Origin of the sequence: Nocardioides sp., assembly GCA_037045645.1 — a bacterium.
GTDB lineage: Bacteria > Actinomycetota > Actinomycetes > Propionibacteriales > Nocardioidaceae > Nocardioides.
Genome location: JBAOIH010000001.1, coordinates 1,507,956 through 1,531,936, shown reverse-complemented (window position 1 = coordinate 1,531,936; position 23,981 = coordinate 1,507,956). Strand labels below are relative to the sequence as shown.

The following is a 23,981-nucleotide window of genomic DNA, read 5'->3' as shown; positions in this document are numbered from 1 at the left end:
AGGCAGGTTAGTGCCGCTCGGCTCGGAAAGCCCGATCGACGTCGGCGGTCGCCAGTACGCCGAAGATCCGGCCTTCGGGTCCGACCAGGAGATACTCCTCTGCCGGGTTGGCCGACATCGCCCGGATCAGCGGCTCACCGGAGAGATCGACGGGCAACACCAGCGTGTCGTCCGTGCGCCGCGCCACCGAGGAGACCGCCACCCAGGGGCGTCGCTCCTCGGGGGTGGCCAGGACCGCCGATTCGTTCACGATCCCTGTCGGGACTCCCGAGGAGGCCACGGTGATGATGCTGCCGGCATGGGCCTCCTGCGCACGCCGTACCGCTTCGGCGATCGAGAGATCCTCGGGCACCGCGAGTGCGGGCCGCGCCAGTTCACGGGCGACGAGCGCAGGAAGTCGGGCGCGCAGCCTTGCGCCGGTCATCGCGGCGGTGGCTCCGGTCCAGAGGAACATGCCGATCACCGCCACCATCACGAAGTCGAGGAAGGTGGGTTCGATATCGAACAGCACCTGCTGCAGCAGCGGCCACGCCAGCACGAGCAGTGCGGCTAGTCGACCACCCCAGCCGGCCGCGGTGGTGCCGGTGTGCTGGTTGCCGGTCGCGGCCCAGACTCCGGCACGCAGCACGCGCCCTCCGTCGAGAGGCAGCCCGGGCACGAGGTTGAGGGCACCCACCACGAGATTGGCCCCGGCGAGGCCTTCGACCGCCATCCGCAACAGGCCCTCGGGTGTGACGAACCAGAGCGCGACCGCGCCCAGCCCTACCGCGATCGAGGTCAGTGGTCCGACAACGGCGATCCAGAACTCATGGCGGGGCCGTCTGCTCTCCCCCTCGATCGCGGTCAGGCCACCCAGGAAGTTGAGCGTGATCGAGGTGACCGGGTAGCCCAACCGCTGGGCGACCGCCGCGTGGGAGGCCTCGTGCAGCAGTACGGAGAGATAGAGGATCACCGCGAACGCGAACCCGGCGACGAAGCGCCAGGCGCCCAGTCCCGGCTGAACCTGCTCGACGCGTGGCGCCACGACGACCGCGATCAGGCCGGCGATCAGAAACCACGACGAGGCGACATAGATCGGCGCCCCGGCGAAGCTGCCGACCCGCAACATCCCCACGGGACGCTGGTCTTGGGCGGACGCGGGACCGGACACGACCGTCAGGCTAGCCGACGCGGTGCAGCGCCAACGCCGCTTGCACCAGCGTCAGATGGCTGAACGCCTGCGGGAAGTTGCCGGCCATCCTGGCGCCTTGGACGTCGTACTCCTCCGATAGCAGGCCGATGTCGTTGGCCAGGGCGCAGAGCCGATCGAAGAGCTCGGTCGCATCCTCGACCCGGCCAGCGGCGGCGTACGCCGAGACCAGCCAGAAGGAGCAGGCCAGGAACGGGTACTCGTCTCCCGCCAGGCCGTCCACCCCAGACGAGGTGCGATAACGCAGCAGAAGACCGTCTTGCATCAAGTCTTCTTCGACGGCTCTGATCGTGCCGGTCACGAGTGGGTCGTCCCCTGGAAGGAAGCCGACCAGCGGGATGTTCAGCAGCGCAGCATCGACCTCCAAGGTGTCGTAGTGCTGAGTGAAGCAGCCCCGTTCTCGATCCACGCCGTGCGAGAGGATCTCGTCGCGCACCTGGTCGCGCAGTGCCTTCCACCGGGTCGCATCACCTTCGAAACCGTGCACCTCGACCCCGCGTACGGCCCTGTCGAACGCAGCCCAGACCATCACGCGGGAGTGGGTGAAGTGCCGTTCGGGACCGCGGATCTCCCACAACCCGTGATCAGGCTTGTGCCACTCCTCGGCCAGCCGCTCCACCAGGACGCGCTGCAGGTCCCACGAGTCCTGGTTGTCCTTGAGCCCAGCCTCGCGCGCGACGTCGAGCGCGACCATCACCTCGCCGAGCACGTCGGTCTGGCGCTGGTCGACGGCAGCGTTGCCGATCCGCACCGGTCTGGAGTCGGCGTATCCCGGAAGATGTTCGAGTTCGCGCTCGGGAAGGTTTCTACCTCCGTCGACGGCGTACATGATCTGCATGCGCTCGGGATCGCCCGCGACGGCGCGGATCAGCCAGTCGCGCCAGAAGCCGGCCTCTTCCTGGAACCCTGCGGTGACCATCGCTTCGATCGTCAGGGCCGCGTCTCGTAGCCAGCAGTACCGATAGTCCCAGTTGCGTTCGCCGCCGAAGTCCTCGGGCAGCGAAGTGGTCGGTGCCGCCACGATGCCCCCACTCTGCTCGTGGGTGAGTAGACGCAGCGTGAGAATGCTGCGTTGTACGAGGTTCGCCTGGGGCACGTCGGCGAGCCGATCACCCAGCCAGGCAGTGTCGTCGCGCCGCGTACGCTCCAGCGCCTCGTCGAAGTCGGCGCTGGAGCGGTCCTTCTCCCATGAAGGCAGCCAGGTCAGGCTGAAGGTCAGCGTCTCCCCTGAGTTCACCTCGAACACGTCGGCGTGATGGTGGTTGACGTCCTCGGGCAGCCGGTCGCCGGCCAGCACGAGCGCATCGGGGCCTGCGATCGCGACCAGGACCTCGTCGTCCCCGGACCCGTGCCGCGAGATCCAGGGCCGGACGCGGCCGTAGTCGGTGCGTACGATCCATTCGTGCCGCATCCGCACCGTGCCGCGGACACCAGTAACCCGGCGTACGAGATCGGCACGCCGATCGCCGGTCGGCATCAGGTCCGTCACCACCACGACTCCCTCGTCCGTGGTGTGCGTGGTCTCCAAGATCGTGGTGCCGTCGAGATAGCGCCGTGTCGTCGTCGCATCCTGGTCAGGCCCCAGGAGCCATCGGCCGTGCTCGGGAGTTCCGAGGAGCGCCGCGAAGCAGGCACCGGAATCGAAGCGCGGCAGGCAGAGCCAGTCGACGGAACCATCTCGGCCGATCAGCGCTGCCGTGTGCCGATCACCGATAACGGCGTAGTCCTCGATGGGTCGGCTCATCCAGCCAGTCTCACACGGTCGGCGGGACGTGGGTCTCGACCGAGCCGTCGTCCTCAGGCCCGGCCTGGCTCTCCTTCAGCACCTCCAGGGCATCGACCTCGTGCCGGGCGATCTCGCCCGAAGCGATCTGCTCGGCCCAATGGCAGGCGACCCGATGACCCTCAGACGCACCCTCGATCGCCACGACCCGCAACTCGGGACGTTCGTCGTCGCAGCGAGTCTCCTGCCGCCAGGGACAACGCGTGTGGAAGCGACACCCGCTCGGTGGCTTCGAGGGCGACGGCAGGTCGCCGGTGAGCAGAATCTGTTCGCGTGAGTCCTCGACATCCGGGTCGGGCACCGGCACCGCGCTCATCAGGGCACGGGTGTAGGGGTGCAGCGGGACTTCATGGAGTTCCCCCGCTTCGGACTCCTCGACGAGTCCCCCGAGATACATCACGCCGACGCGATCGCTGATGTGGCGTACGACAGCCAGATCGTGCGCGACCACGAGGAATGTCAGGCCCAACTCCTCCTGCAACTCCTGGAGCAGGTTGATCACCTGGGCCTGCACCGACACGTCGAGGGCGGAGACCGGCTCGTCGGCCACGATCAGATCGGGATTGACCGACAGTGCTCGTGCGATGCCGACCCGCTGGCGCTGACCACCGGAGAACTCGTGAGGATATTTGCTCAGCGCAGCAGGCGGCAGACCCACAGAGCTCATCAGTTCGCGAAGACGGGTCTTGGTGGCCTGCTTGTCTTTCGTCAGACCGTGCGCCTTCATGCCCTCCAAGAGCAGGGACTCGACTGTCTGTCGCGGGTCGAGACTCGACAGCGGATCCTGGAACACCATCTGGAAGCGGCGTCGCGCCTTGCGCAGGTCCTCTCCCTTCAGCGAGGCGATGTCGACCCCGTCGAAGACGACCTCACCGTCGGTGGGGGTCTCCAGGTTGAGGATCGCCTTGCCCAGCGTCGACTTGCCGCAGCCGGATTCGCCGACGAGTCCGTACGTCTCACCGCGGTTGATGGTCAGATCCACTCCGTCGACGGCGTAGACGTACCCCACGGTGCGATCCACGATCAGTCCGCTCTTGATCGGGAAGTGCACCTTGACACCCGACACCTGGAGCAGGGTCTCCGTCATCGTGCTCCCTCCTTGACGTTTGCCTCCGTCGCGCCCGAGAGGGGGTTGAAGCACTGGAAGCCTGTTCGGTCGTCGCCGTCCCACTGGGGTGTCTGCTCCCGGCAGATCTCGGTCGCGCTGGAGCACCGCGGAGCGAATGCGCATGCCGATGTCCAGGGCAGGTTGTCGCTGACCGACCCCGGGATCGGGTGCAGCGACTCGCCACGTGGTGCGTCCAACCGTGGGATGGAGGCGAGCAGACCTCCGGTGTACGGGTGGCGTGGCTCGCGGAAGAGGTCGTGGCGATCCCCTCGTTCGACGATGCGGCCCGCGTACAACACGTTGACCTGGTCGCACAGACCCGCCACCACTCCCAGGTCGTGGGTGATCATCACGAGTGCGGTGCCGGTGTCGATCACGAGTTCCTTCAGCAGGGCCAGGATCTGCGCCTGAATGGTGACGTCGAGGGCTGTGGTCGGCTCGTCGGCGATCAGCAGCCGCGGGGCACAGGCAAGCGCCATCGCGATCAGCGCTCGCTGCCGCATGCCGCCGCTGAGCTGGTGGGGGTAGTTCTTCAAACGCGCGCGGGGGTCCGGGATCCCGACTCGGTTGAGGAGATGCTCGGCTTCGGGCATCGCCTCCTTGCGAGACAGGCCGCGGTGGCGTTCCATCACCTCGGTGACCTGGACGCCGATGGGTACGACCGGGTTCAACGACGACAGCGGGTCCTGGAAGATCATCGCGATGTCCTGGCCGCGACGATCACGCAACTCCCGATCCGAGAGCGAGAGCAGGTCGGTGCCCTCGAAGAGGGCCTGACCGGTCACGGTGTTGCCACGCTTGGGCAGCAGACCCATGATCGCCAGGGACGTGACGGACTTGCCGCAACCGGACTCGCCCACCAGCCCGACCGTCTGCCCGGGTTCGACGTCGAAGGACACTCCGTCGACGGCCGTGAACTCGTCGCCGCGCAGACCCTTGAAACTGACCCGCAGATCGCGCACGGACAACAGGGCGCGAGAGTCACTCGTACGTGAACCGCTGGTCGTCATCGTTTCGGTCACGTCGTCACCTCCGAGACTTCGGATCGAGGGCTTCACGCAGCGATTCGCCCATCAGTGTGAAGCCGAGAGCGACCACGATGATGCAGGCTGCGGGATAGAACGCCAGGTGCGGCGCCTCCGCGATAAAGGGCTGGGCCTTGCCCAACATCTGGCCCCATTCGGGAGAACGGTCGTCAGGGTTGCCCAGCCCCAAGAATGAGAGCGCCGCAGCATCGATAATGGAGTACGCCAGCACCAGCGTCGCCTGCACGATGACAGGGCCCATCGCGTTGGGGAGCATGTGCCTGAACACGATTGCCGTCTGACGTACGCCCAACGCGCGCGCCGCGAGCACGTGATCGCTGGCGCGCTGTTGCAGCATCGACCCGCGCAGCAGTCGCGCGAAGATCGGCACTTGGACGACCGCGATCGCGATGATGACGGTCCATTGGCTTGGTCGCGTGGCCATGGCCGCGATCGAGAAGGCCAGCAACAGTGACGGGATCGACAACAACACGTCCACGAAACGCATCACTACCGAGTCCACCCAGCCACCGAAGGCGCCCGCCAGCGTGCCCAGGGAGACGCCTCCGATCAAGCCGAAGATCGTGGCGAAGACGCCGACGATGAGCGTCTGTTGGCTGCCCACAAGCAGTCGTGAGAGCAGATCGCGTCCCCGGTCATCGGCACCCAGCAGATGACCGGCTTCGGGACCCGGCACCGGGTTGGTTTGCGGACGCACCTTGTCCAGCAACGGCCGGGCCGCCGGATCCCAAGGCGCCAACCACGGCGAGAGGATGGCCAGCACGACGAAGGCGATCGTGATGGCCAGGCCCAGCAGGAACACCGGGTTGCGGCGCAGCCGCAGCCAGGCCGTCGCGAACAGGGAGACGCCCGGCTCATCGCCCACGGAGGCGGCGGCGAGGGCGTCGATCCGGTCGCGCCGAATTTGTCCGTACGAACGGCGCCCCGGCGCCTGCTCGCCTTCACTTGACTGCGCACGCTGCTCGTTCTTGTGGTCGCTCGTCTCGGAGTCATTCATGGGCGCTCACCTCGTCCTGACGCGCGGATCGATGATGGCGTACGCAATGTCGACCAGCAGGTTCACCACGACGTAGATCATCGCGGCCATCATGATCAACACTTGCAACACTGCGTAGTCCTTGTCTCGGAAGGCTGTCGCCAACGCGTCCCCGACTCCTCGATAGGAGAAGACGATCTCGGTCAGCACCGCGCCCGAGAGCAGGCCACCGACCTGGAGACCGATGGTGGTGACGACCGGGAGCATCGCGTTGCGCAGGATGTGTCGGCCCCGGATCACCCGGTTCTTGAGGCCCTTGGCCTCGGCGGTGCGTACGTAGTCCTCGTCGAGCACCTCCAGCACCGAGCCGCGAGTGATCCGGAAGATCACCGCGAACGGGATAGTGGCCAGCGCCACCCCGGGGAGCAGCACGTGCAAGAAGGCGTCCCACGCGGCATCCCACTCCTGAGTGAGGATCCCGTCGAGGATGAAGAAGCCGGTGACGCGGGTCGCGTCGATGCCGGTCGACTGGCGTCCCGACACGGGGAGCAGATGCCATTGCACCGCGAAGAAGTACTTGAGCAGGAAGGCCGTGAAGAAGACCGGGACCGCGACGCCGACCAGGGAACTGATCACCCCGGCCGTGTCGAAGAACGACCCTCGTCGCTTCGCGGTGAAGTAGCCCAACGGGATGCCGACGGCGATCGCAATGAACAGCGCGACGGCGGAGAGTTCGATGGTCGCCGGCAGGCGCATCAAGAAGATGTCCATCGCGTCCCGGCCCGGAAGCACCTTGGTGGAGACACCGAAGTCGCCTTGGAGTGCGCGCATCAGGAAGCGCCAGTACTGCACCGGAATCGGCTGGTCGAGACCGAGCGCCTCTTCTAAGGCCCGGCGCGTCTCAGGTGTCTGCCGTTCGCCGAGGATGGCAGACACGGGTCCGCCCGGAAGCGCGCGCAGCCAGGCAAAGAGCATGATCGACAAGATGAAGACCACGCCCACCATCTGGATCAGACGGCGCACGATGAAGCGCAACAACGGGACCTCCCAAAGGTGGTCGGGTGGACTGGTGGGCGAGAGGGTCGAGCCCCGCCGGCGGTCGAGCTGAAGTCGAGTCCTCGGATAGCGGTCGAGGCCCCGGCCAGGCAGTACGCCCGACCGGGGCCTCGACCCAGACTCACTTCCCGCCGACCGAGACCCCGGCGAATTCCTCCGCGGTCAGGGGGCTGGGCACGACACCCTCGACGTTGGGTCCGACGACCAGTGCCGGCGGCGAGTGGCTGATCGGCAGACCGGGCAGGTACGTGCTCATCAGCTCCTGGTTGACCTGCTCGAACGCGGCAGTGCGCTCACCCTCGTCGACCACGGCGTCCGCGGCCTTGAGGCTCTTGGCCAACTTGTCACCCCACGGCATCACGTCGGTGCCGAACTCGTTGTCGGCGGTGTTGCCGAAGAAGGTGCCGATGAAGTTGTAGGCCGAGTCGTAGTCACCGGTCCAGCCGAGCAGGTACGCGTCGTACTTGCCGGCCGTGACGTTGTCGAGGTAGCCACCGTTCCAGGCCGCCGTGACCGGCTTGACCTTGATGCCGACCGCTTCGAGGTTCGTACGCAGCGCCTCATAGATCTTCTGCGGATCCGGCATGTAGGGACGCGAGACCTCGGTCGGGTACGCGAACTTCAAGGTCATGCCCTCGGCGCCGGCCTCCTTGAGCAGTTGCTTGGCCTTGTCGGGGTCGTAGGCGTACGGCTCGATGGAGGAGTCGTACCCGCTGACGGTGTCGGGCATGAACTGCGTCGCGACGGCTGCGCCCTCGGGCAACTGGGTCTGGACGAGCTGCTCACGATCGAGCGCGTGGTAGAGCGCCTGCCGGACCTTGAGGTCCTTGAGCGTCTCGTTGGCCTTCGGTTGTAGGCCCATGTAGAGGATGTTGAACGGGTCACGGATAGCCACCGTGTTGCCGGCGTCCTCCAGAGCAGCCCAGTCGACCGGGTTGGGCAGGTCGTACCCGTCGATGCTGCCGGCCTCGAGTTCCTGACGCCGGGTGCTCTCGTCGGGGATCACCTTGAAGACGAGCTCGTCGACCTTGGCCTGGTCATCCCAGTAGTCGTCGTTCTTCTCCAGCGTGATCGTGCCGTTGGCCTCGTCGTACTCGCCGAACTTGAACGGTCCGGTGCCGACCGGTGCATTGGCGTACGCCGGGAAGGTGAAGCCGTCACCCTCGGTCTTGATGCCGTTGGCGTCGCCCTCTTCCAAGGCAGTCGGCGACTGCATCGACAGGGAGTCGAGCGAGAGCATCGTCGGGAAGCCGGACGTCGGGCCGCTGATCGAGATCACGGCTTCGTAGTCGCCGGTGGCCTCGCAACCCTGGTAGAGCGAGTCGTCGGGCGCGTCGGAGAACGCCCCCATGACGTAACCCCAGTACTCGCCGGCCGTCCGACCGGCCTTGTTCTGGTCGAACATGCGCTCGAAGTTGGTGCACACGGCTTCGGCGTTGAAGTCGGTGCCGTCGTGGAACTTGACGCCTTCGCGCAACGTGAAGGTCCACTCGGTGCCGTCGTCGTTAGGGGTCCACTCCGTGGCCAATTCAGGCTCGATCTCGGCGCTGCCGGCCTTGATGCCGACCAGGCCCTCGAACATCTGGCGGGTGACCCGGAAGGTCTCACCGTCAGTGGCGTAGAAGGGGTCGAACATCTCCGGAGCACCTGCTGCCCCGAAGGTGAAGGTGCTGCCGTCACCGCCACTGTCGCCTTCGCTCCGGTCGCTCTCTGCGCAGCCCGCCAGGGCAGCGCCGGCGATGAGGCCGAGCGTGGCCAGCCGGGCGCTTCGAGATCTGAATCGTGATCGCACGTGGTTACCTCATTGTTTCCGAGTCGGGATGCAACTGGTCTAGACGTCGCACTCACCGCAACCTAGCCCCTCGGGTGATCCGCGTCACGCACTGTCAAACGGCGTTACCGAATCGTGGCCCTGCCCTGAACGCGAGCCGGTGGTTGAGGAGGCCACGCAGCCAGGTGCCGGTGGTTGAGGAGGCCGCGCAGCGGCCGTCTCGAAACCACGCTGCTCTCCGGTGGTTGAGGAGGCCGCGCAGCGGCCGTCTCGAAACCACGCCTAGCCGAGCCGCCCCAACTCATCGGCCGTCACACCCACCAAGGAATCCCGGAACACCCGGCGCTCCCCCGGCAGAATCGGCACGTGGTTGGGCACGCACAGCACCAAGCAGCCAGCCTCCTCGGCCGACTTGGCGCCGGTGTTGGAGTCCTCGATGGCTACGCAGTCGGCCGTACGGATGCCCAATTCCTCGGCCGCCTTGAGGTAAGGCTCCGGGTGCGGTTTGCCGAACTCGACGCGGTCGCCGGTGACGATCACCTCGAAGGTGCCCTCGGGCAACTGCTCCAGGATCGGCTCCACGAACCGCTGGTACGACATCGTCACGAGCGCGCAGCGCACGTTGTCCGAGCGCAGGTCTTCGAGGAGTTCACGCGCGCCCGGGCGCCACGGGATCTCCTGGCGTACGCGCTCCACGACCCCGTCGAGCAACAGATCGACGATCTCGGCCGGGGTCAGGTCAAGGTCCATCTGGGTCTTCATGTACGCGCCCGAGTCGAGCAGGTCCCAGCCGACCATCGTCAACGCCTGCTCCTGGCTCCACGTGGCGCCGAAGCGCTCGGCGAGCTCGTACTCGGTCTCGATCCAATAGGGCTCGGTGTCGACCAAGGTGCCGTCCATGTCCCACAGGACCGCTTCGGGGAAAGTCACGCGGACAATCCTCCCAGTGGGCACTTGGAGGCGCGAAATCTAATGAAACGTGTCGCCAACTGCCCACTCGTCGAGGGCTTGCACCTGGCTGCCCAGGGCCTGCTTCGGCATTGTGCGGTCCCGCCCTAGATTTCACAGCGGGCAGGGAATTCGCCTTCATGTGCCAGTTCACGACGCGTGCGTGAACTCGACCGGCTTGCCGGTCGAGCGGGCGTACGCGATCTCGCGACTGGTGGATTCGCCGATATAGCCACCCGGATTCACCACCAGCACTCGATCGGCCAGATCGATCTTGCGCAGGTGCAAGGAATCCAACGCCGCCTTCTGCTCGTCGGTGACCGACTCCCCGGCCGCATGCACGAAGACACCCGGAGCGAGCACGATCACTCCCGCGAAGGTGAGCGCACGGTTGGCCTCGGCCATCTCGGTCGCAAACCGGGTCGAGCCGCAGATGCACACGATCTCGGGTCGCTCGGCCAAGAACATGGCCCGCACAGGAGCTGTGCAGATGGTGCCCTTGGGCGAAGAACGCGTTCAGTTCGAGATCACCGCGATCTTCCAATTGGCGCTGGCCGAGATCCATGGCATGGATCTGGACCAGGACCAATCCAAGGCGTTGGTCTACGGCCTGTCGAACGAGCGCGTGAGCCAGGAGCAGATTTCAAAGATGGCCAGCGACGTGGCTGAGGCCGATCACGCGCCCACCGAGCTCGGCGCGCAGTTTGTGGCTGGTAAAGAAGACTGGTCGCATTGGGCAGAGACGCTGGCATCTCAGTTGCCGGGAAGCAAGGCGACGGACTTGGTAGGTGTAGTTCAGAGGGGCCAGTTCGATCAGATGCGCGGAGGACTTTCCAAGACCCAGCAGTCCGCCGTGCAATACGGCGTCGGTGCCGAAGCAGGTGGGATGACCCGGTTCGTCTCGGCAGAGAAGTGGTCGCCGCATCGCGCGTGGCGTTCGCCGAAGCGCCTGACGACTTTCCCGCGAATCTGTCCCTCGAAGGCGGTCCCGTGCTGAATGACGTGGAGCCGAATCGAGCCGCTGCCGCGTTGGATGCGGCGGCCACCTCGACGGCTGCATGGTTGGCATTGGCTGCGGACAAGACCACGCGGGTCTTTCGCAGCGTGGACCTCGATGGCGACGGCATCCCGGACGAACCGCAGGCTCTCACTGCTATGAAGAGTGCGGGAAGTGCCATCGTGGGCGCCGGGTCGTCCGCGACCCGAGCCTTCCGCCGGGTTGACCGTGACGGCGATGGAATCGCCGACGAACCGGCTGCCCTGTCAGCGCTGCGTGGCCTGTCCACTGCGGCCCGCAACCGTCGGACCCAGTCGACGAACGACTCGACGGAGGCCTCCGTCGACAGCACGTCGGATTCGGACGTCACCCCTCCCTCGTGATCGGGGTGGGCAAGCCTCACGCAGGATCGGTGAACTCGACCGGCTTGCCGGTCGAGCGGGCGTACGCGATCTCGCGACTGGTGGATTCGCCGACGTAGCCACCCGGGTTCACGACCAGCACCCGATCAGCGAGGTCGATCTTGCGTAGATGAAGCACGTCCAACGCGGCTTTCTGCTCTTCGGTGACCGTCAGCGAAGGATCCGCGTGCGCGAAGACTCCAGGCGCCAGCACGATCACACCGTCGAAGGTGAGCGCCTGATTGGCCTCGGCCATCTCGCGGGCAAACCGGGTCGAGCCGCAGATGCACACGATCTCGGGGCGCTCGGGCACGCGATCAGTCCTCCGGCTCGTACGCCAGGTTGCTGCTCAACCACCGCTCGGCTTCGCGCAGTGTCCAGCCCTTGCGCGATGCGTACTCCTCCACCTGGTCGCGACCCAGGCGACCCACGACGAAGTATTGGCTCTCGGGGTGAGAGAAATAGAAGCCCGAGACGGCAGCACCCGGCCACATCGCCATCGAGTCGGTGAGTTCGATGCCGGTGTTGGCGGTGACGTCCAGCAACGACCAGAGCGTCTTCTTCTCGGTGTGCTCGGGACAGGCGGGGTAGCCCGGTGCGGGCCGGATGCCCTGATAACGCTCGGCAATCAGATCATCGTTGGACAACGAGTCTTCGGACGGCACGAACCCCCAGAACTCCGTGCGTACGCGCTGGTGCAGCCGCTCCGCGAACGCCTCGGCCAGACGGTCTGCCAGCGACTCCAGCAGGATCGCCGAGTAGTCGTCCAACTCCTCCTTGAACGCCATGATCCGCTCCTGCGCGCCGAGGCCCGCGGTGACGGCGAAGGCGCCGATGTGGTCGGCGAGGCCGGTCGACGACGGTGCGACGTAGTCGGAGAGTGCCTTGTTGGGGATGCCTTCGCGGTGCAGGCCCTGTTGGCGTAGGTGGTGCAGGGTGGTCAGCACCTCCGAGCGTTCCTCAGACGCGTACACGAGCACGTCGTCGCCGACCGCGTTGGCCGGGAAGAACCCGATGACGCCATTCGCTGTCAGCCACTTCTCCGCGATCACACGGTCGAGCATCTCCTGGGCGTCATCGAAGAGCTTGCGCGCCGCCTCGCCCGTGGTGGGGTTGTTCAGGATGTCGGGGAACTTGCCCTTCATCTCCCAGGCGTTGAAGAACGGCTGCCAGTCGATGAACTCGCGCAACTCGGCAAGGTCGTAGTCCGAGAGCACTGTGACGCCCGGGTTTGCGGGCGCCGGGGGTTCGTACGAGGACCAGTCGAGGGCCGGGGCGTTCGCCCGCGCATCCGCCAGCGACACCATCGGTCGGTCGTGCTTGGCCGCGTGGCGCTTGCGCAATGCGTCGAAGTCGTCCTTGACCGTCGCCATCAGCGCCTCGCGCTGCGTGGGATTCAACAGCTGCGACACGACAGGTACGGAGCGCGACGCGTCCTTGACCCACACGACCGGGCCGTCGTACTTCGGATCGATCTTCACCGCAGTATGCGCGCGTGAGGTCGTGGCCCCGCCGATGAGCAACGGCAGCGACACGCCCTGGCGCTGCATCTCGGACGCGAAATGCACCATCTCGTCCAACGACGGCGTGATCAGCCCGGAGAGTCCGATGATGTCCGCGTCGTGCTCGACGGCCGCGTCCAGGATCTTCTGCGCCGGAACCATCACCCCGAGGTCGATCACTTCGTAGTTGTTGCACTGCAAGACCACGCCCACGATGTTCTTGCCGATGTCGTGTACGTCGCCCTTCACGGTCGCCGTGACGATGGTCCCGTTGGTGTCCTTGGCTGCGGCGAGCTCGGGGTTGTTGGCCTTCTCCTCCTCGATGAAGGGGATCAGGTACGCCACCGCCTTCTTCATCACGCGCGCGCTCTTGACGACCTGCGGCAGGAACATCTTGCCCGCACCGAAGAGGTCGCCCACGACACCCATGCCGTCCATCAACGGACCCTCGATCACCTCCAAGGGGCGTCGGCCGGCCTCGAAGAGTTCGGCGCGAAGGATCTCGGTGTCGGCCTCGATGTGCTGATCCAGACCCTTCACCAGGGAGTGCGTGATGCGTTCGCGGATCGGCAGCGAGCGCCACTCGTCCTCGGCTTCGTCCTCGGCATCGGCTGCCTTGTTGAAGCTCGACGCGATCTCCAGCAGCCGCTCCCCCGCGTCGGGACGGCGGTTGAGGACGACGTCCTCGATCCGTTCGCGCAACTCGGGGTCGACCTGGTCGTAGACCACCAGGGCGCCTGCGTTGACGATGCCCATGTCGAGGCCCGCCTCGATGGCGTGGAACAGGAAGACTGCGTGGATCGCCTCACGCACGGGGTTGTTTCCTCGGAAGGAGAACGACACGTTGGAGATGCCGCCGCTCACCAGGGCGCCGGGGAGGTTCTGCTTGATCCAGCGGGTGGCCTCGATGAAGTCGCGACCGTACGCCGCGTGCTCCTCAATGCCTGTCGCGATGGCGAAGACATTGGGGTCGAAGATGATGTCCTCGGCTGGGAAACCCACCTCGTCGACCAGGATCCGATAGGCCCGTTCGCAGATCGCCTTACGACGTTCGAGGTTGTCGGCCTGCCCCTCCTCATCGAAGGCCATCACGACTGCCGCCGCGCCGTACTTGCGTACGAGCCGCGCCTGCTCGCGGAACTTCTCCTCTCCCTCTTTCATCGAGATCGAGTTGACGATCGCCTTGCCCTGCACGTTGCGCAGGCCGGCCTCGATCACGTCCCACTTCGACGAGTCGACCATGATCGGCACTCGCGAGATGTCGGGCTCCGAGGCGATCAGCTTGGTGAAGCGGTCCATCGCCGCGACGCCGTCGATCATGCCCTCGTCCATGTTGACGTCGATGACCTGCGCCCCGGCCTCGACCTGCTGCGCGGCGACGGTGAGTGCCGTGTCGTAGTCGTTGTCCTTGATCAACCGACGAAAACGGGCCGACCCGGTGATGTTCGTGCGCTCACCGACATTGACGAACAGGCTGTCCTCGGTGATGTTGAATGGCTCCAGGCCCGACAGGTGCATGCCGGGGCGATGTGCGGCCGCCGGTCGCGAGGATGTGTCCGCGACAGCCTCGGCCAGCACCCGGATGTGGTCGTACGTCGTGCCACAGCAGCCGCCGATCAGATTGACCAGGCCGCTCGTGGCGAACTCCGAGACCTGTTCGGCGAAGACCTCCGGGCTGTCGTCGTACTCCCCGAACTCGTTGGGCAGGCCGTTGTTGGGATAGCTCGACACGTGGGTGTCCGCGAGTCCGCTGAGTTCGGCCAGGTAGGGCCGCATCTCGGCGGCGCCGAGCGCACAGTTGAGTCCGATCGCCAGCGGTTTGGCGTGGCGTACGGAGTTCCAGAACGCCTCGACTACCTGGCCGCTCAACGTACGTCCCGACGCGTCGGTGATCGTGCCGGAGATGATCACCGGCCACCGGCGCCCGCGCTCTTCGAAGAGCGTCTCGAGAGCGAAGATCGCCGCCTTGGCGTTGAGGGTGTCGAAGATCGTCTCGACCAAGAGGATGTCGACTCCGCCATCAACCAGGCCGTTGGCCTGTTCGAGATAGGCGTCGACGAGTTCCTCGAACGAGGTGTTGCGCGCGCCGGGGTCATTCACGTCGGGACTGATCGACGCGGTGCGGTTGGTGGGGCCGAGCCCACCAGCGACGAAGCGTGGCCGCTCCTGGGTCGACACCCGATCGGCCGCGTCGCGCGCGAGCCTGGCAGCCGCCACGTTGAGCTCGTACGCCACGTCCTCAAGGCCATAGTCGGCCTGGGAGATGCGCTGGGCGTTGAACGTGTTGGTCGTGATGATGTCGGCGCCGGCTTCGAGGTAGCCCTCGTGGATCTCGCGGATCACGTCAGGTCGCGAAACGCTTAGAGCGTCGGCGTTGCCTCGCAGGTCGCGGGTCCAGTCGGCCCACTTCTCGCCGCGGTAGTCGGCCTCCTCCAGCCCGTACGTCTGGATCATCGTTCCCATCGCTCCGTCGAGGACGAGAACCCTGTCGTTGAGGATCGCGGTCAGGCTTTCACTGGCGTCATCTCTCAGGTCAGGCACTGCCGCATGGTCGCATCCCGCGCCGCTGAACCCGAATCGCGACCGAGCACTGGACGGCACTGATTAGGCTGACGCAGTGATCGAGATCGATGAAGTGGGTGAACTCGTCAATCCGGTGGTGATCGCCGCTTTCGAAGGCTGGAACGACGCCGCCGACGCCGCATCGGGCGTCGTACATCATCTGATCAGAGCCTGGAACGCCAAGATCATCGGGGCGGTCGACCCCGAGGACTTCTATGACTTCCAGGTGAATCGTCCGCTGGTCGGCACCGATAGTCGGGGCCACCGAGGGATCACCTGGCCGACCACACATATCGCGATCGCGTCGCCGCCAGAGCTGGACCGCGACATCATCTTGGTCCGCGGCATCGAACCGAATCTGCGGTGGCGCCAGTTCTGCGCGGAGTTGTTGGCCGCGTGCGATGGCCTCGGCGCGGAGTTGTTCGTGACACTGGGCGCGCTTCTGGCCGACACGCCCCACACCCGCCCCATCCCGGTGCACGGCAACGCGACCGAACTCGACCTCATCGATCGGTTGCGAGTCGAGCCGTCGACGTACGAGGGGCCGACCGGGATCGTCGGCGTGCTGCAGGACGCGTGCGTCAAACTCGACATCCCCTCGGCGTCCTACTGGGCCGCGGTTCCGCATTATGTGGCTCAACCGCCGTGCCCCAAGGCCACGCTGGCACTGCTGGGGGCGCTGGAAGAGTTATTGGAGGCGTCGCTGCCTTTGGGCGACCTGGCCGATGCCGCGCGAGCCTGGGAGGAGGGCGTCGACGAACTCGCCGAGGAGGACGAGGACATCGCCGACTACGTCCGTGCCCTGGAGGAGACCCGCGACACCACCGATCTTCCGGAGGCGAGCGGTGAGGCGATCGCCCGGGAGTTCGAGCAGTATCTCAAGCGCGGCGGGAACGAAGACTAGAGCGCCAGACCCAGCGCTGCGTCGAGGAGCGTACGCACGGTAGCCGCGGCGTCGGGGTCGGTGTGATCGGCGAGGTGGTCCTCCCCGAGGGTGGCGTCGACCCATCCACCGACGAGTGCCAGCGCACGGGGTGCGTCGAGATCTTCGGCGAGGGCGGCCAGGACGCCCTCCACGACGGGCGCCGCGGGGGCTCCCGCTCCTAATGCCAACGCACGACGCCACCGATCCAGCGTGTCGACCGCATCCCAGAGCTGGTCGTCGGTCCACTCCCAATCACCGCGGTAGTGGTGGCGCAGCAGCACCAATCGGATCGCCATCGGGTCGACATCGCTGTTGCGAAGCGCGGAGACGAAGACGAGGTTGCCCTTGGACTTCGACATCTTCTCGCCGTCGTAGGCGACCATCCCCGCGTGCACGTACGCCTTAGCGAAGGGGTCATCACCCGCGACGTGTGAGTGCGACGCTGACATCTCGTGGTGCGGGAAGACCAGGTCCGAACCGCCACCCTGGACGTCGAATCCACCGCCGAGATGCTGCAGCGCGATCGCGGTGCACTCGATATGCCATCCCGGGCGCCCCGGGCCCCACGGACTGGGCCACGACGGCTCGCCCGGACGTTCGGCGCGCCAGAGTACGCAGTCGAGTGGATCGCGTTTGCCCTCGCGTTCGGGGTCGCCACCGCGCTCGCCATAGATGTCGAGCATCTGCTCGCGCGTCCAACCCGACTCCTGCCCGAAGCGCGGGTCTTTGCCGACCTCGAAGTAGAGGTCGTCCGCCACGCGATAGGTGGCCCCTCGCGCTTCGAGATCCTTGATCAACTCGTGCACGAGTTCGATCGACTCCACGGCCCCGATGTAGTGCGCGGGCGGAATCACGCGCAGCGCCGTCATGTCGTCGCGGAAGAGTTGGGTCTCGCGTAGGGCCAACTCCCGCCAGTCGATGTTGATCTTGTCGGCACGTTCGAGCAGGGGGTCGTCGACGTCGGTGACGTTCTGGACGTACGTCACCTCGTGCCCGGCGCTGCGCCAGGCACGGTTGAGTAGGTCGAACCCGACGTACGTCGCCGCATGCCCCATGTGAGTCGCGTCGTACGGCGTGATCCCGCAGACATAGAAGCGGGCCACGCCCGCGGGGTCGGTCTGGACCAGGCGTCCGGTGGCCGTGTCGTGCACTCGTACGGCAGGGCCGCGGACATCGAACTGGGGGACGTCAGGTGCCGGCCACGCATGCATGCGGCGAACTCTAGTCACCGAGTCCCCGTGGTTTCGAGACGCCCGCACTGCCGGTGGTTGAGGAGGGCGCAGCCCGTCTCGAAACCACAACCCACACGCAGACCCGCACTGTCGGTGGTTGAGGAGGGCGCAGCCCGTCTCGAAACCGCCACCCACACGCAGACCCGCACTGTCGGTGGTTGAGGAGGGCGCAGCCCGTCTCGAAACCACCACCCACTCGGGAACCGCGTCGGGGTCAGAACGGCGGCCAGGGGATCACGGGCCACTCCGCGCCCGGCTCGGGGAACCTCGCGTCGCGCAGCACCCGCTCGCAGCGACGTACGAGTTGCGCAATCTCGCGCTGAGTCACCAGAGACGCCAATGCCTCACCGAGCGCCCCCGGCACTGCTACGCGTAGGCGTTCGACCCCCTCCAGCTCATCCTCGGTGAGTGGCTCGCCTGCCCAGCCCCACAGGACCGTACGCAGCTTGTGCTCGACGTGGAAGGTCACGCCATGGTCGACTCCGAACCGGTGGCCGTCGCCCATCGGCAGCACGTGTCCACCCTTGCGGTCGGCGTTGTTGACCAACAGGTCGAAGACCGCCATCCGCCGCAGCGCCTCGGTGTCCTCGTGGATCAGGGTGACTGGGCGGTCGTGGCCATCGAGGCCGTCGAAGACTTCGAGCCAGCCCTGCGGCGCCTGACCTGCCGACACGAGGTCGACCGGATTCTGGTCCGGGTCGGGCTCCTGCCAGCGTTGCAGCATCCCCGCACCGTGCGGGCCGTCCCCGAGCCAGGTCTGCGGCACCACGTCCCACCCGGTCGTGGCCGAGACCAGGAAGGAGGCGACCTCACGACCAGCGAGGGTGCCGTCGGGGAAGTCCCACAGCGGGCGCTCCCCCGCGATCGGCTTGTAGACCACTCTGGTCCCGTTCAGGTCGCCGAAGAAGGTGGCGTTGGACGCTGGCAGCACCCGCCCGTGCAGGACCAGCTCCCCGGTTGGGATCTTCACGGATCGCGGCGTCGAAAGCCGTTGGCGCGGACGCAGAGGTGACCCTCGGGGTCGATCGGCCCTCCGCAGAACGGACAACTCGGGCGACCCGCCTCCACGACGAGTTCGGCTCGCTGCACGAAAGCGCGGGCCTGGCCGGGAGCCAGTCTGACCAGAAAGATCTCGTCGGGTTCGGGCTCCGCGAGGTCATCGCCGACTTGATCGGGTGCCACGACGGCCGCCTCGGTGAAGGGAAAGACCTCGACGACCACCTGGGCACGCTCGGGATCCCAGGAGAGCGTCATCGTGCCGCCCCGGAACTCCTCCTCGATCGGCTGGTCCAACGGCTCGGCGTCCTGCAGTCCGACCGGCGCGACTGCCGGGATCAAGGTGCTGACTCCCTGGGCGTTCATCAACTCGTCGAGCAGTTCGTCCATCCGCTCGGCCAGGGCCGCCACCTGCTGCTTCTCCAGGGCGACCGACACCAATCGGGCCCCACTGCGTGCCTGGAGGAAGAACGTACGGTCACCGGGTTCCCCGACCGTGCCGGCAACGAACCGTTCCGGCGGGTCGAACTCGTGGATCACAGGCATAGTCACAACCTAATCGGCGTTCCCAGGGCCTGCGCCACCCCCGACGGCCGCGTCGGACGTACGTCGCCTCTTGCGCTTGGGTGGTCGCAGCCAGCCGAGGTCACCTGCCGTGCTGTTGATCGCGAGCACCCTGGGCCGGGAGTCGTGATAACTGACGATCGAGATCGAGGCCGGGTCGACGTGCAGCCGCTGGAAGAGGTCGAGGTGCATTCCTAGTGCATCCGCCAGGATCGACTTGATGACGTCGCCGTGACTCACCGCCGCCCAGGTCGCCTCGGGTGGCAGCTCAGCGTCTCGCATGCGTACCGCTGTCACCGCGCGATCCTGCATCGCGCGCATCGACTCACCTCCCGGAAAGACCGCTGCAGACGGGTGGTCTTGCACCACGCGCCACAACTTCTCCTTCACCAGGGACTTCAGCGGCTGACCAGCCCAGTCGCCGTAGTCACATTCGTTCAGAGCCCGATCGATCACCGTGCTTGGTTGCGGGCTCTGGGCGGCGGCGATCGCTTTGGCCGTCTGGCGACAGCGTTCGAGTGGGCTGGTCACCAGTGCCGCCAGTGGCACGTCGCGCAGTCGCTTGCCGGCCGCCGAGGCTTGTTCGCGTCCGAGATCGTCGAGCGCCACGCCACGCGTACGGCCCGCGAGCAGTCCACTCGTATTGGCCGTGGTCCGTCCATGGCGCACCAAGATCACCGTTGCCATGGTCGCGAGCCTAGGGGGTCTAGTCTCGGCCGCGTGATCGTGGACAGTGCCGTCTACCGCAACGGACGTCGGGTGGAAAGTGCCCTGGAGCGTACGGATCTCGCCTCGTTGCGGGCGTCGGCCGGTCCGGGTGACTTCTGCTGGGTGGGAGTGCACACGCCGACGGCCGCCGAGCTCGAGCAACTGCAGGCGACGTTCGATCTGCACTCTCTCGCCGTCGAGGACGTCGCGCACGCCCACCAGCGCCCCCGGCTCGATCGTTATGGCGAGCACCTGTTCCTGGTCTTGAAGACGCTTTGGTACGTCGAGGCCGAGGACGCTGTCGAGACCGGAGAGATCAACGTCTTCGTCGGCCCGGACTTCGTGATCACGGTGCGCCACGGAGAGGGCGCTGCGCTCGCCACCACTCGCAGAGCGCTGGAGGGCCGCGAGCAGGTGCTTTCACACGGCCCCAGTGCAGTCGTCTACGCCGTCTGCGACGAGGTCGTCGATCAGTACGAAGCGGTGGCATCGGCCGTCGAGGCCGACGTGGACGAGGTCGAGACGTCGGTCTTCAGCGAGGCCGTCACCTACGACAGCGCCCGGATCTACGTCCTCAAACGCGAACTAGCCGAGATGCGGCGTGCGGTGCTGCCGCTGCGCGATCCCATCCACTGTTTTGCGGCCGGGTCGGTCTCGGGGATTCACTCGGATGCGGCGCCCTACTTCCGCGACGTCAGCGACCACCTGGCTCGGGTCGCGGAGCAGATCGACTCGCTCGACGACCTGCTGTCGACGGCGTTCAACGCGCACATCGCACAGATCTCGATGCGTCAGAACGACGACATGCGCAAGATCTCGGCCGGAGCAGGCCTCGTGCTCGTCCCGACCCTGATCGCCGGGATCTATGGCATGAACTTTCATTTGACGCCTTCCCCGAACAGCGTGTTTGGGTTCTGGTTCGCCCTCACACTTATGGCCCTGTCGGTGATCGGCCTGTTTTGGTACTTCCGGAAGTCGGGGTGGCTGTGAGCCTCAGGCCGTGAGGACACCCGCGGCCAACAGTCCCAGCGTCAGCGCGCCGAGCGCGACGCGGTAGAGCACGAACGGGCGGTACGAGTTCGTCGAGACGTAGCGCAGCAGCCAGGCGATGGCGGCGTACCCGACGAGGAACGAGACGATTGTGGCGACGATCGTGGGCGTCCAGCCGTACTCGTTCGCGCCGTGCGGGATCTCCTTGAGCTCGAAGAGTCCGGCCCCGATCACGGCCGGGATCGCCAGGAGGAACGCGAACCTCGTCGCCGCTTCGCGCTCCAACCCCAGGAAGCGGCCCATCGAGATCGTCGCACCCGAACGCGACACCCCAGGCACCAGCGCCAACGCCTGGGCCGCGCCCATCAGCACCGCATCGCGCAGCCGCAACTGCTTGGCCGTACGTTCGTTGCTCGACGTCGCGTCCGCGATCCCGAGCACGATGCCCATCACGATCAACGTGGTGCCGACGATCCACAGGCTGCGGAAGTCTTTCTCGATGACGTCCTTGAGCACAATCCCGAGCACCACGATCGGCAGTGATCCGATGATCACGTACCAGCCCATCCGCGCGTCCAGATGCCCGCGATACTCGGCGTTGACCAGCGACTTGAGCCACATCGTGGCGATCCGCCAGATGTCGTGGCGGAAGTAGATCAGCACGGCCAACTCGGTGCCGATCTGGATGACGGCGGTGAACGCCGCCCCCGGGTCACCCCAGCCGAACAACTCCGGGTAGATGCGCAGGTGCGCGCTGCTGGAAATGGGCAGAAACTCCGTCAGGCCCTGGATGAGACCCAGAACGACGGCCTTGAGCAGGTCGATCACGCGGGAAGCGTACGCGCCGCTGTTTGTTCGGCCTACACGACCCGCGAGTCGAGGCAGGCACGCCTGGCGTGGTGGATATCGTCGCCGCATGCAGCAGCGTCGGTTGGGTGCCACGGGCCTCTCGATCTCCCGGCTGGGTCTGGGCACGATGACCTGGGGTCGCGAGACCGATGAGCATGAGGCCCGTGAACAGTTGGAGGCTTTCGTCGATGCCGGCGGGACCCTGTTGGACACGGCCGCGGGCTACACCGACGGCGGATCGGAGACGTTGATCGGCCGGCTGTTGGGCGGCGTGGTCTCGCGCGACGAGATCGTGGTGGCGACCAAGGCCGGGATGTTCCGGCGGCCAGGCAAACGCGCCGTCGACACCTCGCGCGGCTACTTGCTGCGCACCCTGGACGCGTCGTTGTCTCGCCTCGGTGTCGAGTACGTGGACCTGTGGCAGGTGCACACCTGGTCTGACGACTCGCCGTTGGAGGAGACGCTCTCCGCGTTGGAGATGGCGGTGACCTCGGGTCGCGCTCGCTATGTGGGGATCTCCAACTACTCCGGCTGGCAGACCGCCCGCGCCGCCACCCTGCAACAGTCACGAACGCCGCTCGCGTCGACGCAGATGGAGTATTCGCTGCTCAATCGGCGTATCGAGAGCGAGGTGTTGCCGGCCTGCGCCGCACTGGGGCTGGGGGTACTCCCCTGGTCGCCGCTGGGACGTGGGGTGCTGACCGGCAAGTACCGCACCGGCACGCCGTCAGACTCGCGCGGCGCATCGTCCTCCTTCTCCAGCTTCGTGAGCGCTTACCTGGACGACCACTCCGGCCGGATCGTGGAAGCGGTCTGTCGCGCGGCGGAAGGTCTGGACTGGGAGCCGCTGCAGGTTGCGCTCGCCTGGGTACGCGACCGTGAGGGCGTCACCGCCCCGATCCTCGGAGCGCGTACGGCTGCCCAACTCACCCCGGCCCTGGCGACCGAGTCACTCGTGCTCCCACCGGAGATCGCCGCCGCGCTCGACGACGTCTCGGCCTAGATCTCGTCGAGGAACCGATCGAAGACCCGCGCACCGAACTCGAGCGCGTCGGTCGGGACCCGCTCGTCCACGCCGTGGAAGAGCGCGGTGAAGTCGAGATCGGCGGGCAACCGCAAGGGCGCGAAGCCGTACGACCGCATGCCCAGCTTGCGGAAGTGCTTGGCGTCGGTGCCACCGCTCATCAAGAAGGGCGCGACCAGCGCGTCGGGATCCTCGGCCAGCAGCGAACGCGTCATCGCGTTCACCAGCGCTCCGTCGTACGGCGTCTCCCAGGGGTCCTGCTTGCTCTCGTACGAGATCTCCACGCCCTCGCCGCACAGCTCAGCCAAGGTCGCATAGAACTCGTCCTCGAAGCCGGGCAGAGAACGCCCGTCGACTCGCGCCTGGGCCTCGCCGGGGATCACATTGGTCTTGTAGCCCGCCTGGAGCATCGTCGGATTGGCAGTGTTGCGCAGGACCGCACCGAGCATCCGGGCCGCGGAACCGAACTCGTCGATCAGCGCCTGCGCGTTGTCAGGTGTCGCCTCGATGCCCGCCAATTCACCGACCGTCCCCAACAGAGTCTCCATCGCAGGCGTGAGTCGCACCGGCCACTCGTACGCCCCGATGCGCGCCACGGCGGCGGCGATCCGAGTGACGGCGTTGTCGTCGTTGATCATCGACCCGTGACCGGCGCGGCCACGAGCGGTGAGCCGCATCCAGGCCATCCCCTTCTCGGCCGCCTCGATCAGGTAGATCCGCTGCCCGCGTACGGTCGTGGAGAAGCCGCCCACCTCGCCCACGCACTCGGTGACACCCTCGAAATGCTCTGCATGCTGCTCGACCAGGACTTGGGCGCCGTGATGGCCACCGGCCTCCTCGTCGGCGGTGAACGCCAACACGACGGGTCGCGTCGGCACCCGTCCGGCTCGTGCCCGAGCGCGTACGACCGACAGCAACATCGCGTCGAAGTCCTTCATGTCGACCGCGCCGCGACCCCACACGTACCCGTCCTTCACCTCGCCGGAGAACGGGTGGACCTGCCAGTCGTCGGCCTGGGCCGGTACGACGTCCAGGTGGGCGTGGATCAGCAGCGGTTCCCCGTGCGTGCCGCCCCAATGGGCCAGCAAGGAGGTGCGACCGGGGAGGCCTTCGACGAGGGTCGGTTCGATGCCCACCTCGTCGAGCAGGCCGGCGACGTACTCGGCCGCCTTGCGCTCCCCTGGCCCGTCCTGGTCGCCGAAGTTGGAGGTGTCGATCCGGATCAGTTCGCTGCACAGGTCCACGACCTCGGCGGCCGGATCGTGGGTCGTCGAGGGCTCGGGCATATCTCGATCCTGTCATCCATGTGCGGGGGGTCAAGCAGGTCACCACGAAGAGGCGCTACCGATGCGGG

At 66.5% G+C, this 23,981-nt stretch carries 22 protein-coding genes; 5 read left to right on the top strand and 17 right to left on the bottom strand.

The window, feature by feature from the left end:
* Positions 1 to 7: 7 nt before the first annotated feature.
* From V9G04_07550 to V9G04_07510, 9 genes are all read right to left on the bottom strand, one after another.
* Positions 8 to 1,150, bottom strand: a complete 1,143-nt coding sequence (locus tag V9G04_07550) for a M50 family metallopeptidase (GenBank protein ID MEI2713145.1) — start codon at positions 1,148 to 1,150, stop codon at positions 8 to 10.
* Positions 1,151 to 1,160: 10 nt separating this feature from the next.
* On the bottom strand, positions 1,161 to 2,933 hold the full coding sequence (locus V9G04_07545) for a glycoside hydrolase family 15 protein (protein MEI2713144.1): 1,773 nt from the start codon (positions 2,931 to 2,933) through the stop codon (positions 1,161 to 1,163).
* A gap of 10 nt (positions 2,934 to 2,943) precedes the next feature.
* The gene (locus tag V9G04_07540) at positions 2,944 to 4,059 is read right to left on the bottom strand and encodes an oligopeptide/dipeptide ABC transporter ATP-binding protein (protein MEI2713143.1); all 1,116 of its coding nucleotides are present in this window, start codon (positions 4,057 to 4,059) and stop codon (positions 2,944 to 2,946) included.
* Positions 4,056 to 5,102, bottom strand: coding sequence for an ABC transporter ATP-binding protein (locus V9G04_07535; GenBank protein ID MEI2713142.1), 1,047 nt, complete (start codon positions 5,100 to 5,102; stop codon positions 4,056 to 4,058). Before V9G04_07535 ends, V9G04_07540 begins: the two co-directional genes overlap by 4 nt.
* Positions 5,103 to 5,106: 4 nt before the next feature.
* Positions 5,107 to 6,123: an ABC transporter permease gene (locus V9G04_07530; GenBank protein MEI2713141.1), complete on the bottom strand. Its 1,017-nt coding sequence runs from the start codon at positions 6,121 to 6,123 to the stop codon at positions 5,107 to 5,109.
* A 6-nt stretch (positions 6,124 to 6,129) separates the two neighbouring features.
* Positions 6,130 to 7,140: an ABC transporter permease gene (locus tag V9G04_07525; protein ID MEI2713140.1), complete on the bottom strand. Its 1,011-nt coding sequence runs from the start codon at positions 7,138 to 7,140 to the stop codon at positions 6,130 to 6,132.
* 139 nt (positions 7,141 to 7,279) lie between these two features.
* Entirely contained in the window at positions 7,280 to 8,950 is a 1,671-nt protein-coding gene (locus V9G04_07520) for an ABC transporter substrate-binding protein (GenBank protein MEI2713139.1), read from the bottom strand.
* Between the two features lie 261 nt (positions 8,951 to 9,211).
* The gene (locus V9G04_07515) at positions 9,212 to 9,859 is read right to left on the bottom strand and encodes an HAD family phosphatase (GenBank protein MEI2713138.1); all 648 of its coding nucleotides are present in this window, start codon (positions 9,857 to 9,859) and stop codon (positions 9,212 to 9,214) included.
* Between the two features lie 168 nt (positions 9,860 to 10,027).
* Positions 10,028 to 10,345, bottom strand: a complete 318-nt coding sequence (locus V9G04_07510) for a hypothetical protein (protein MEI2713137.1) — start codon at positions 10,343 to 10,345, stop codon at positions 10,028 to 10,030.
* Between the two features lie 16 nt (positions 10,346 to 10,361).
* Here V9G04_07510 and V9G04_07505 point away from each other — a divergent pair, with 16 nt between their 5' ends.
* Both V9G04_07505 and V9G04_07500 read left to right on the top strand, forming a co-directional pair.
* On the top strand, positions 10,362 to 10,874 hold the full coding sequence (locus V9G04_07505) for a hypothetical protein (GenBank protein ID MEI2713136.1): 513 nt from the start codon (positions 10,362 to 10,364) through the stop codon (positions 10,872 to 10,874).
* Positions 10,868 to 11,257 carry a hypothetical protein gene (locus tag V9G04_07500; protein MEI2713135.1) on the top strand — a complete coding sequence of 130 codons (390 nt, stop codon included), beginning with the start codon at positions 10,868 to 10,870 and terminating at the stop codon, positions 11,255 to 11,257. Before V9G04_07505 ends, V9G04_07500 begins: the two co-directional genes overlap by 7 nt.
* 16 nt (positions 11,258 to 11,273) lie before the next feature.
* Here the strand turns inward: V9G04_07500 and V9G04_07495 are convergent, their stop codons facing one another.
* Together V9G04_07495 and metH are read right to left on the bottom strand one after the other, a co-directional pair.
* Complete coding sequence (locus V9G04_07495) at positions 11,274 to 11,588, bottom strand: hypothetical protein (protein MEI2713134.1); 315 nt, start codon at positions 11,586 to 11,588, stop codon at positions 11,274 to 11,276.
* A 4-nt stretch (positions 11,589 to 11,592) separates the two neighbouring features.
* Positions 11,593 to 15,318: a methionine synthase gene (gene metH / locus V9G04_07490; GenBank protein ID MEI2713133.1), complete on the bottom strand. Its 3,726-nt coding sequence runs from the start codon at positions 15,316 to 15,318 to the stop codon at positions 11,593 to 11,595.
* A 76-nt stretch (positions 15,319 to 15,394) separates the two neighbouring features.
* Here metH and V9G04_07485 point away from each other — a divergent pair, with 76 nt between their 5' ends.
* Positions 15,395 to 16,243, top strand: coding sequence for a PAC2 family protein (locus tag V9G04_07485; GenBank protein ID MEI2713132.1), 849 nt, complete (start codon positions 15,395 to 15,397; stop codon positions 16,241 to 16,243).
* Here the strand turns inward: V9G04_07485 and mshC are convergent.
* The 4 genes from mshC to V9G04_07465 all read right to left on the bottom strand — a co-directional run bounded on the left by mshC (position 16,240) and on the right by V9G04_07465 (position 19,743).
* Positions 16,240 to 17,475 carry a cysteine--1-D-myo-inosityl 2-amino-2-deoxy-alpha-D-glucopyranoside ligase gene (mshC, locus tag V9G04_07480; GenBank protein MEI2713131.1) on the bottom strand — a complete coding sequence of 412 codons (1,236 nt, stop codon included), beginning with the start codon at positions 17,473 to 17,475 and terminating at the stop codon, positions 16,240 to 16,242. The two genes, V9G04_07485 and mshC, sit on opposite strands and share 4 nt — an antisense overlap.
* Positions 17,476 to 17,710: 235 nt before the next feature.
* Positions 17,711 to 18,466, bottom strand: coding sequence for an SCO1664 family protein (locus V9G04_07475; protein ID MEI2713130.1), 756 nt, complete (start codon positions 18,464 to 18,466; stop codon positions 17,711 to 17,713).
* Positions 18,463 to 19,038 carry a DUF3090 domain-containing protein gene (locus tag V9G04_07470; protein MEI2713129.1) on the bottom strand — a complete coding sequence of 192 codons (576 nt, stop codon included), beginning with the start codon at positions 19,036 to 19,038 and terminating at the stop codon, positions 18,463 to 18,465. The genes V9G04_07475 and V9G04_07470 overlap by 4 nt, the downstream gene beginning before the upstream one ends.
* Before the next feature lie 9 nt (positions 19,039 to 19,047).
* Positions 19,048 to 19,743 (bottom strand): histidine phosphatase family protein, encoded by a 696-nt coding sequence (locus V9G04_07465; protein MEI2713128.1) that lies wholly within the window; start codon positions 19,741 to 19,743, stop codon positions 19,048 to 19,050.
* Between the two features lie 33 nt (positions 19,744 to 19,776).
* On the opposite strand from V9G04_07465, the gene V9G04_07460 reads away from it, so the two are divergent.
* On the top strand, positions 19,777 to 20,754 hold the full coding sequence (locus V9G04_07460; GenBank protein MEI2713127.1) for a magnesium and cobalt transport protein CorA: 978 nt from the start codon (positions 19,777 to 19,779) through the stop codon (positions 20,752 to 20,754).
* 3 nt (positions 20,755 to 20,757) lie between these two features.
* On the opposite strand, the gene V9G04_07455 is transcribed toward V9G04_07460, so the two are convergent.
* On the bottom strand, positions 20,758 to 21,582 hold the full coding sequence (locus V9G04_07455) for an undecaprenyl-diphosphate phosphatase (protein MEI2713126.1): 825 nt from the start codon (positions 21,580 to 21,582) through the stop codon (positions 20,758 to 20,760).
* A gap of 88 nt (positions 21,583 to 21,670) precedes the next feature.
* Between V9G04_07455 and V9G04_07450 the strand changes: the two genes are divergently transcribed.
* Positions 21,671 to 22,606 carry an aldo/keto reductase gene (locus V9G04_07450; GenBank protein MEI2713125.1) on the top strand — a complete coding sequence of 312 codons (936 nt, stop codon included), beginning with the start codon at positions 21,671 to 21,673 and terminating at the stop codon, positions 22,604 to 22,606.
* Here the strand turns inward: V9G04_07450 and V9G04_07445 are convergent.
* A complete protein-coding gene (locus tag V9G04_07445) occupies positions 22,603 to 23,913 on the bottom strand; it encodes a M20/M25/M40 family metallo-hydrolase (protein MEI2713124.1) in 1,311 nt (436 codons plus the stop codon). The two genes, V9G04_07450 and V9G04_07445, sit on opposite strands and share 4 nt — an antisense overlap.
* Positions 23,914 to 23,981 lie beyond the last annotated feature (68 nt).

Bases quoted from the DNA above. Each gene is read 5' to 3' on its own strand.
- V9G04_07540 (MEI2713143.1), bottom strand. From the start codon at position 4,059: ATGACGGAGACCCTGCTCCAGGTGTCGGGTGTCAAGGTGCACTTCCCG.
- mshC (MEI2713131.1), bottom strand. From the start codon at position 17,475: ATGCATGCGTGGCCGGCACCTGACGTCCCCCAGTTCGATGTCCGCGGC.
- V9G04_07465 (MEI2713128.1), bottom strand. From the start codon at position 19,743: ATGGCAACGGTGATCTTGGTGCGCCATGGACGGACCACGGCCAATACG.
- V9G04_07450 (MEI2713125.1), top strand. From the start codon at position 21,671: ATGCAGCAGCGTCGGTTGGGTGCCACGGGCCTCTCGATCTCCCGGCTG.
- V9G04_07470 (MEI2713129.1), bottom strand. From the start codon at position 19,038: ATGCCTGTGATCCACGAGTTCGACCCGCCGGAACGGTTCGTTGCCGGC.
- V9G04_07510 (MEI2713137.1), bottom strand. From the start codon at position 10,345: ATGTTCTTGGCCGAGCGACCCGAGATCGTGTGCATCTGCGGCTCGACC.
- V9G04_07545 (MEI2713144.1), bottom strand. From the start codon at position 2,933: ATGAGCCGACCCATCGAGGACTACGCCGTTATCGGTGATCGGCACACG.
- V9G04_07445 (MEI2713124.1), bottom strand. From the start codon at position 23,913: ATGCCCGAGCCCTCGACGACCCACGATCCGGCCGCCGAGGTCGTGGAC.
- V9G04_07530 (MEI2713141.1), bottom strand. From the start codon at position 6,123: ATGAATGACTCCGAGACGAGCGACCACAAGAACGAGCAGCGTGCGCAG.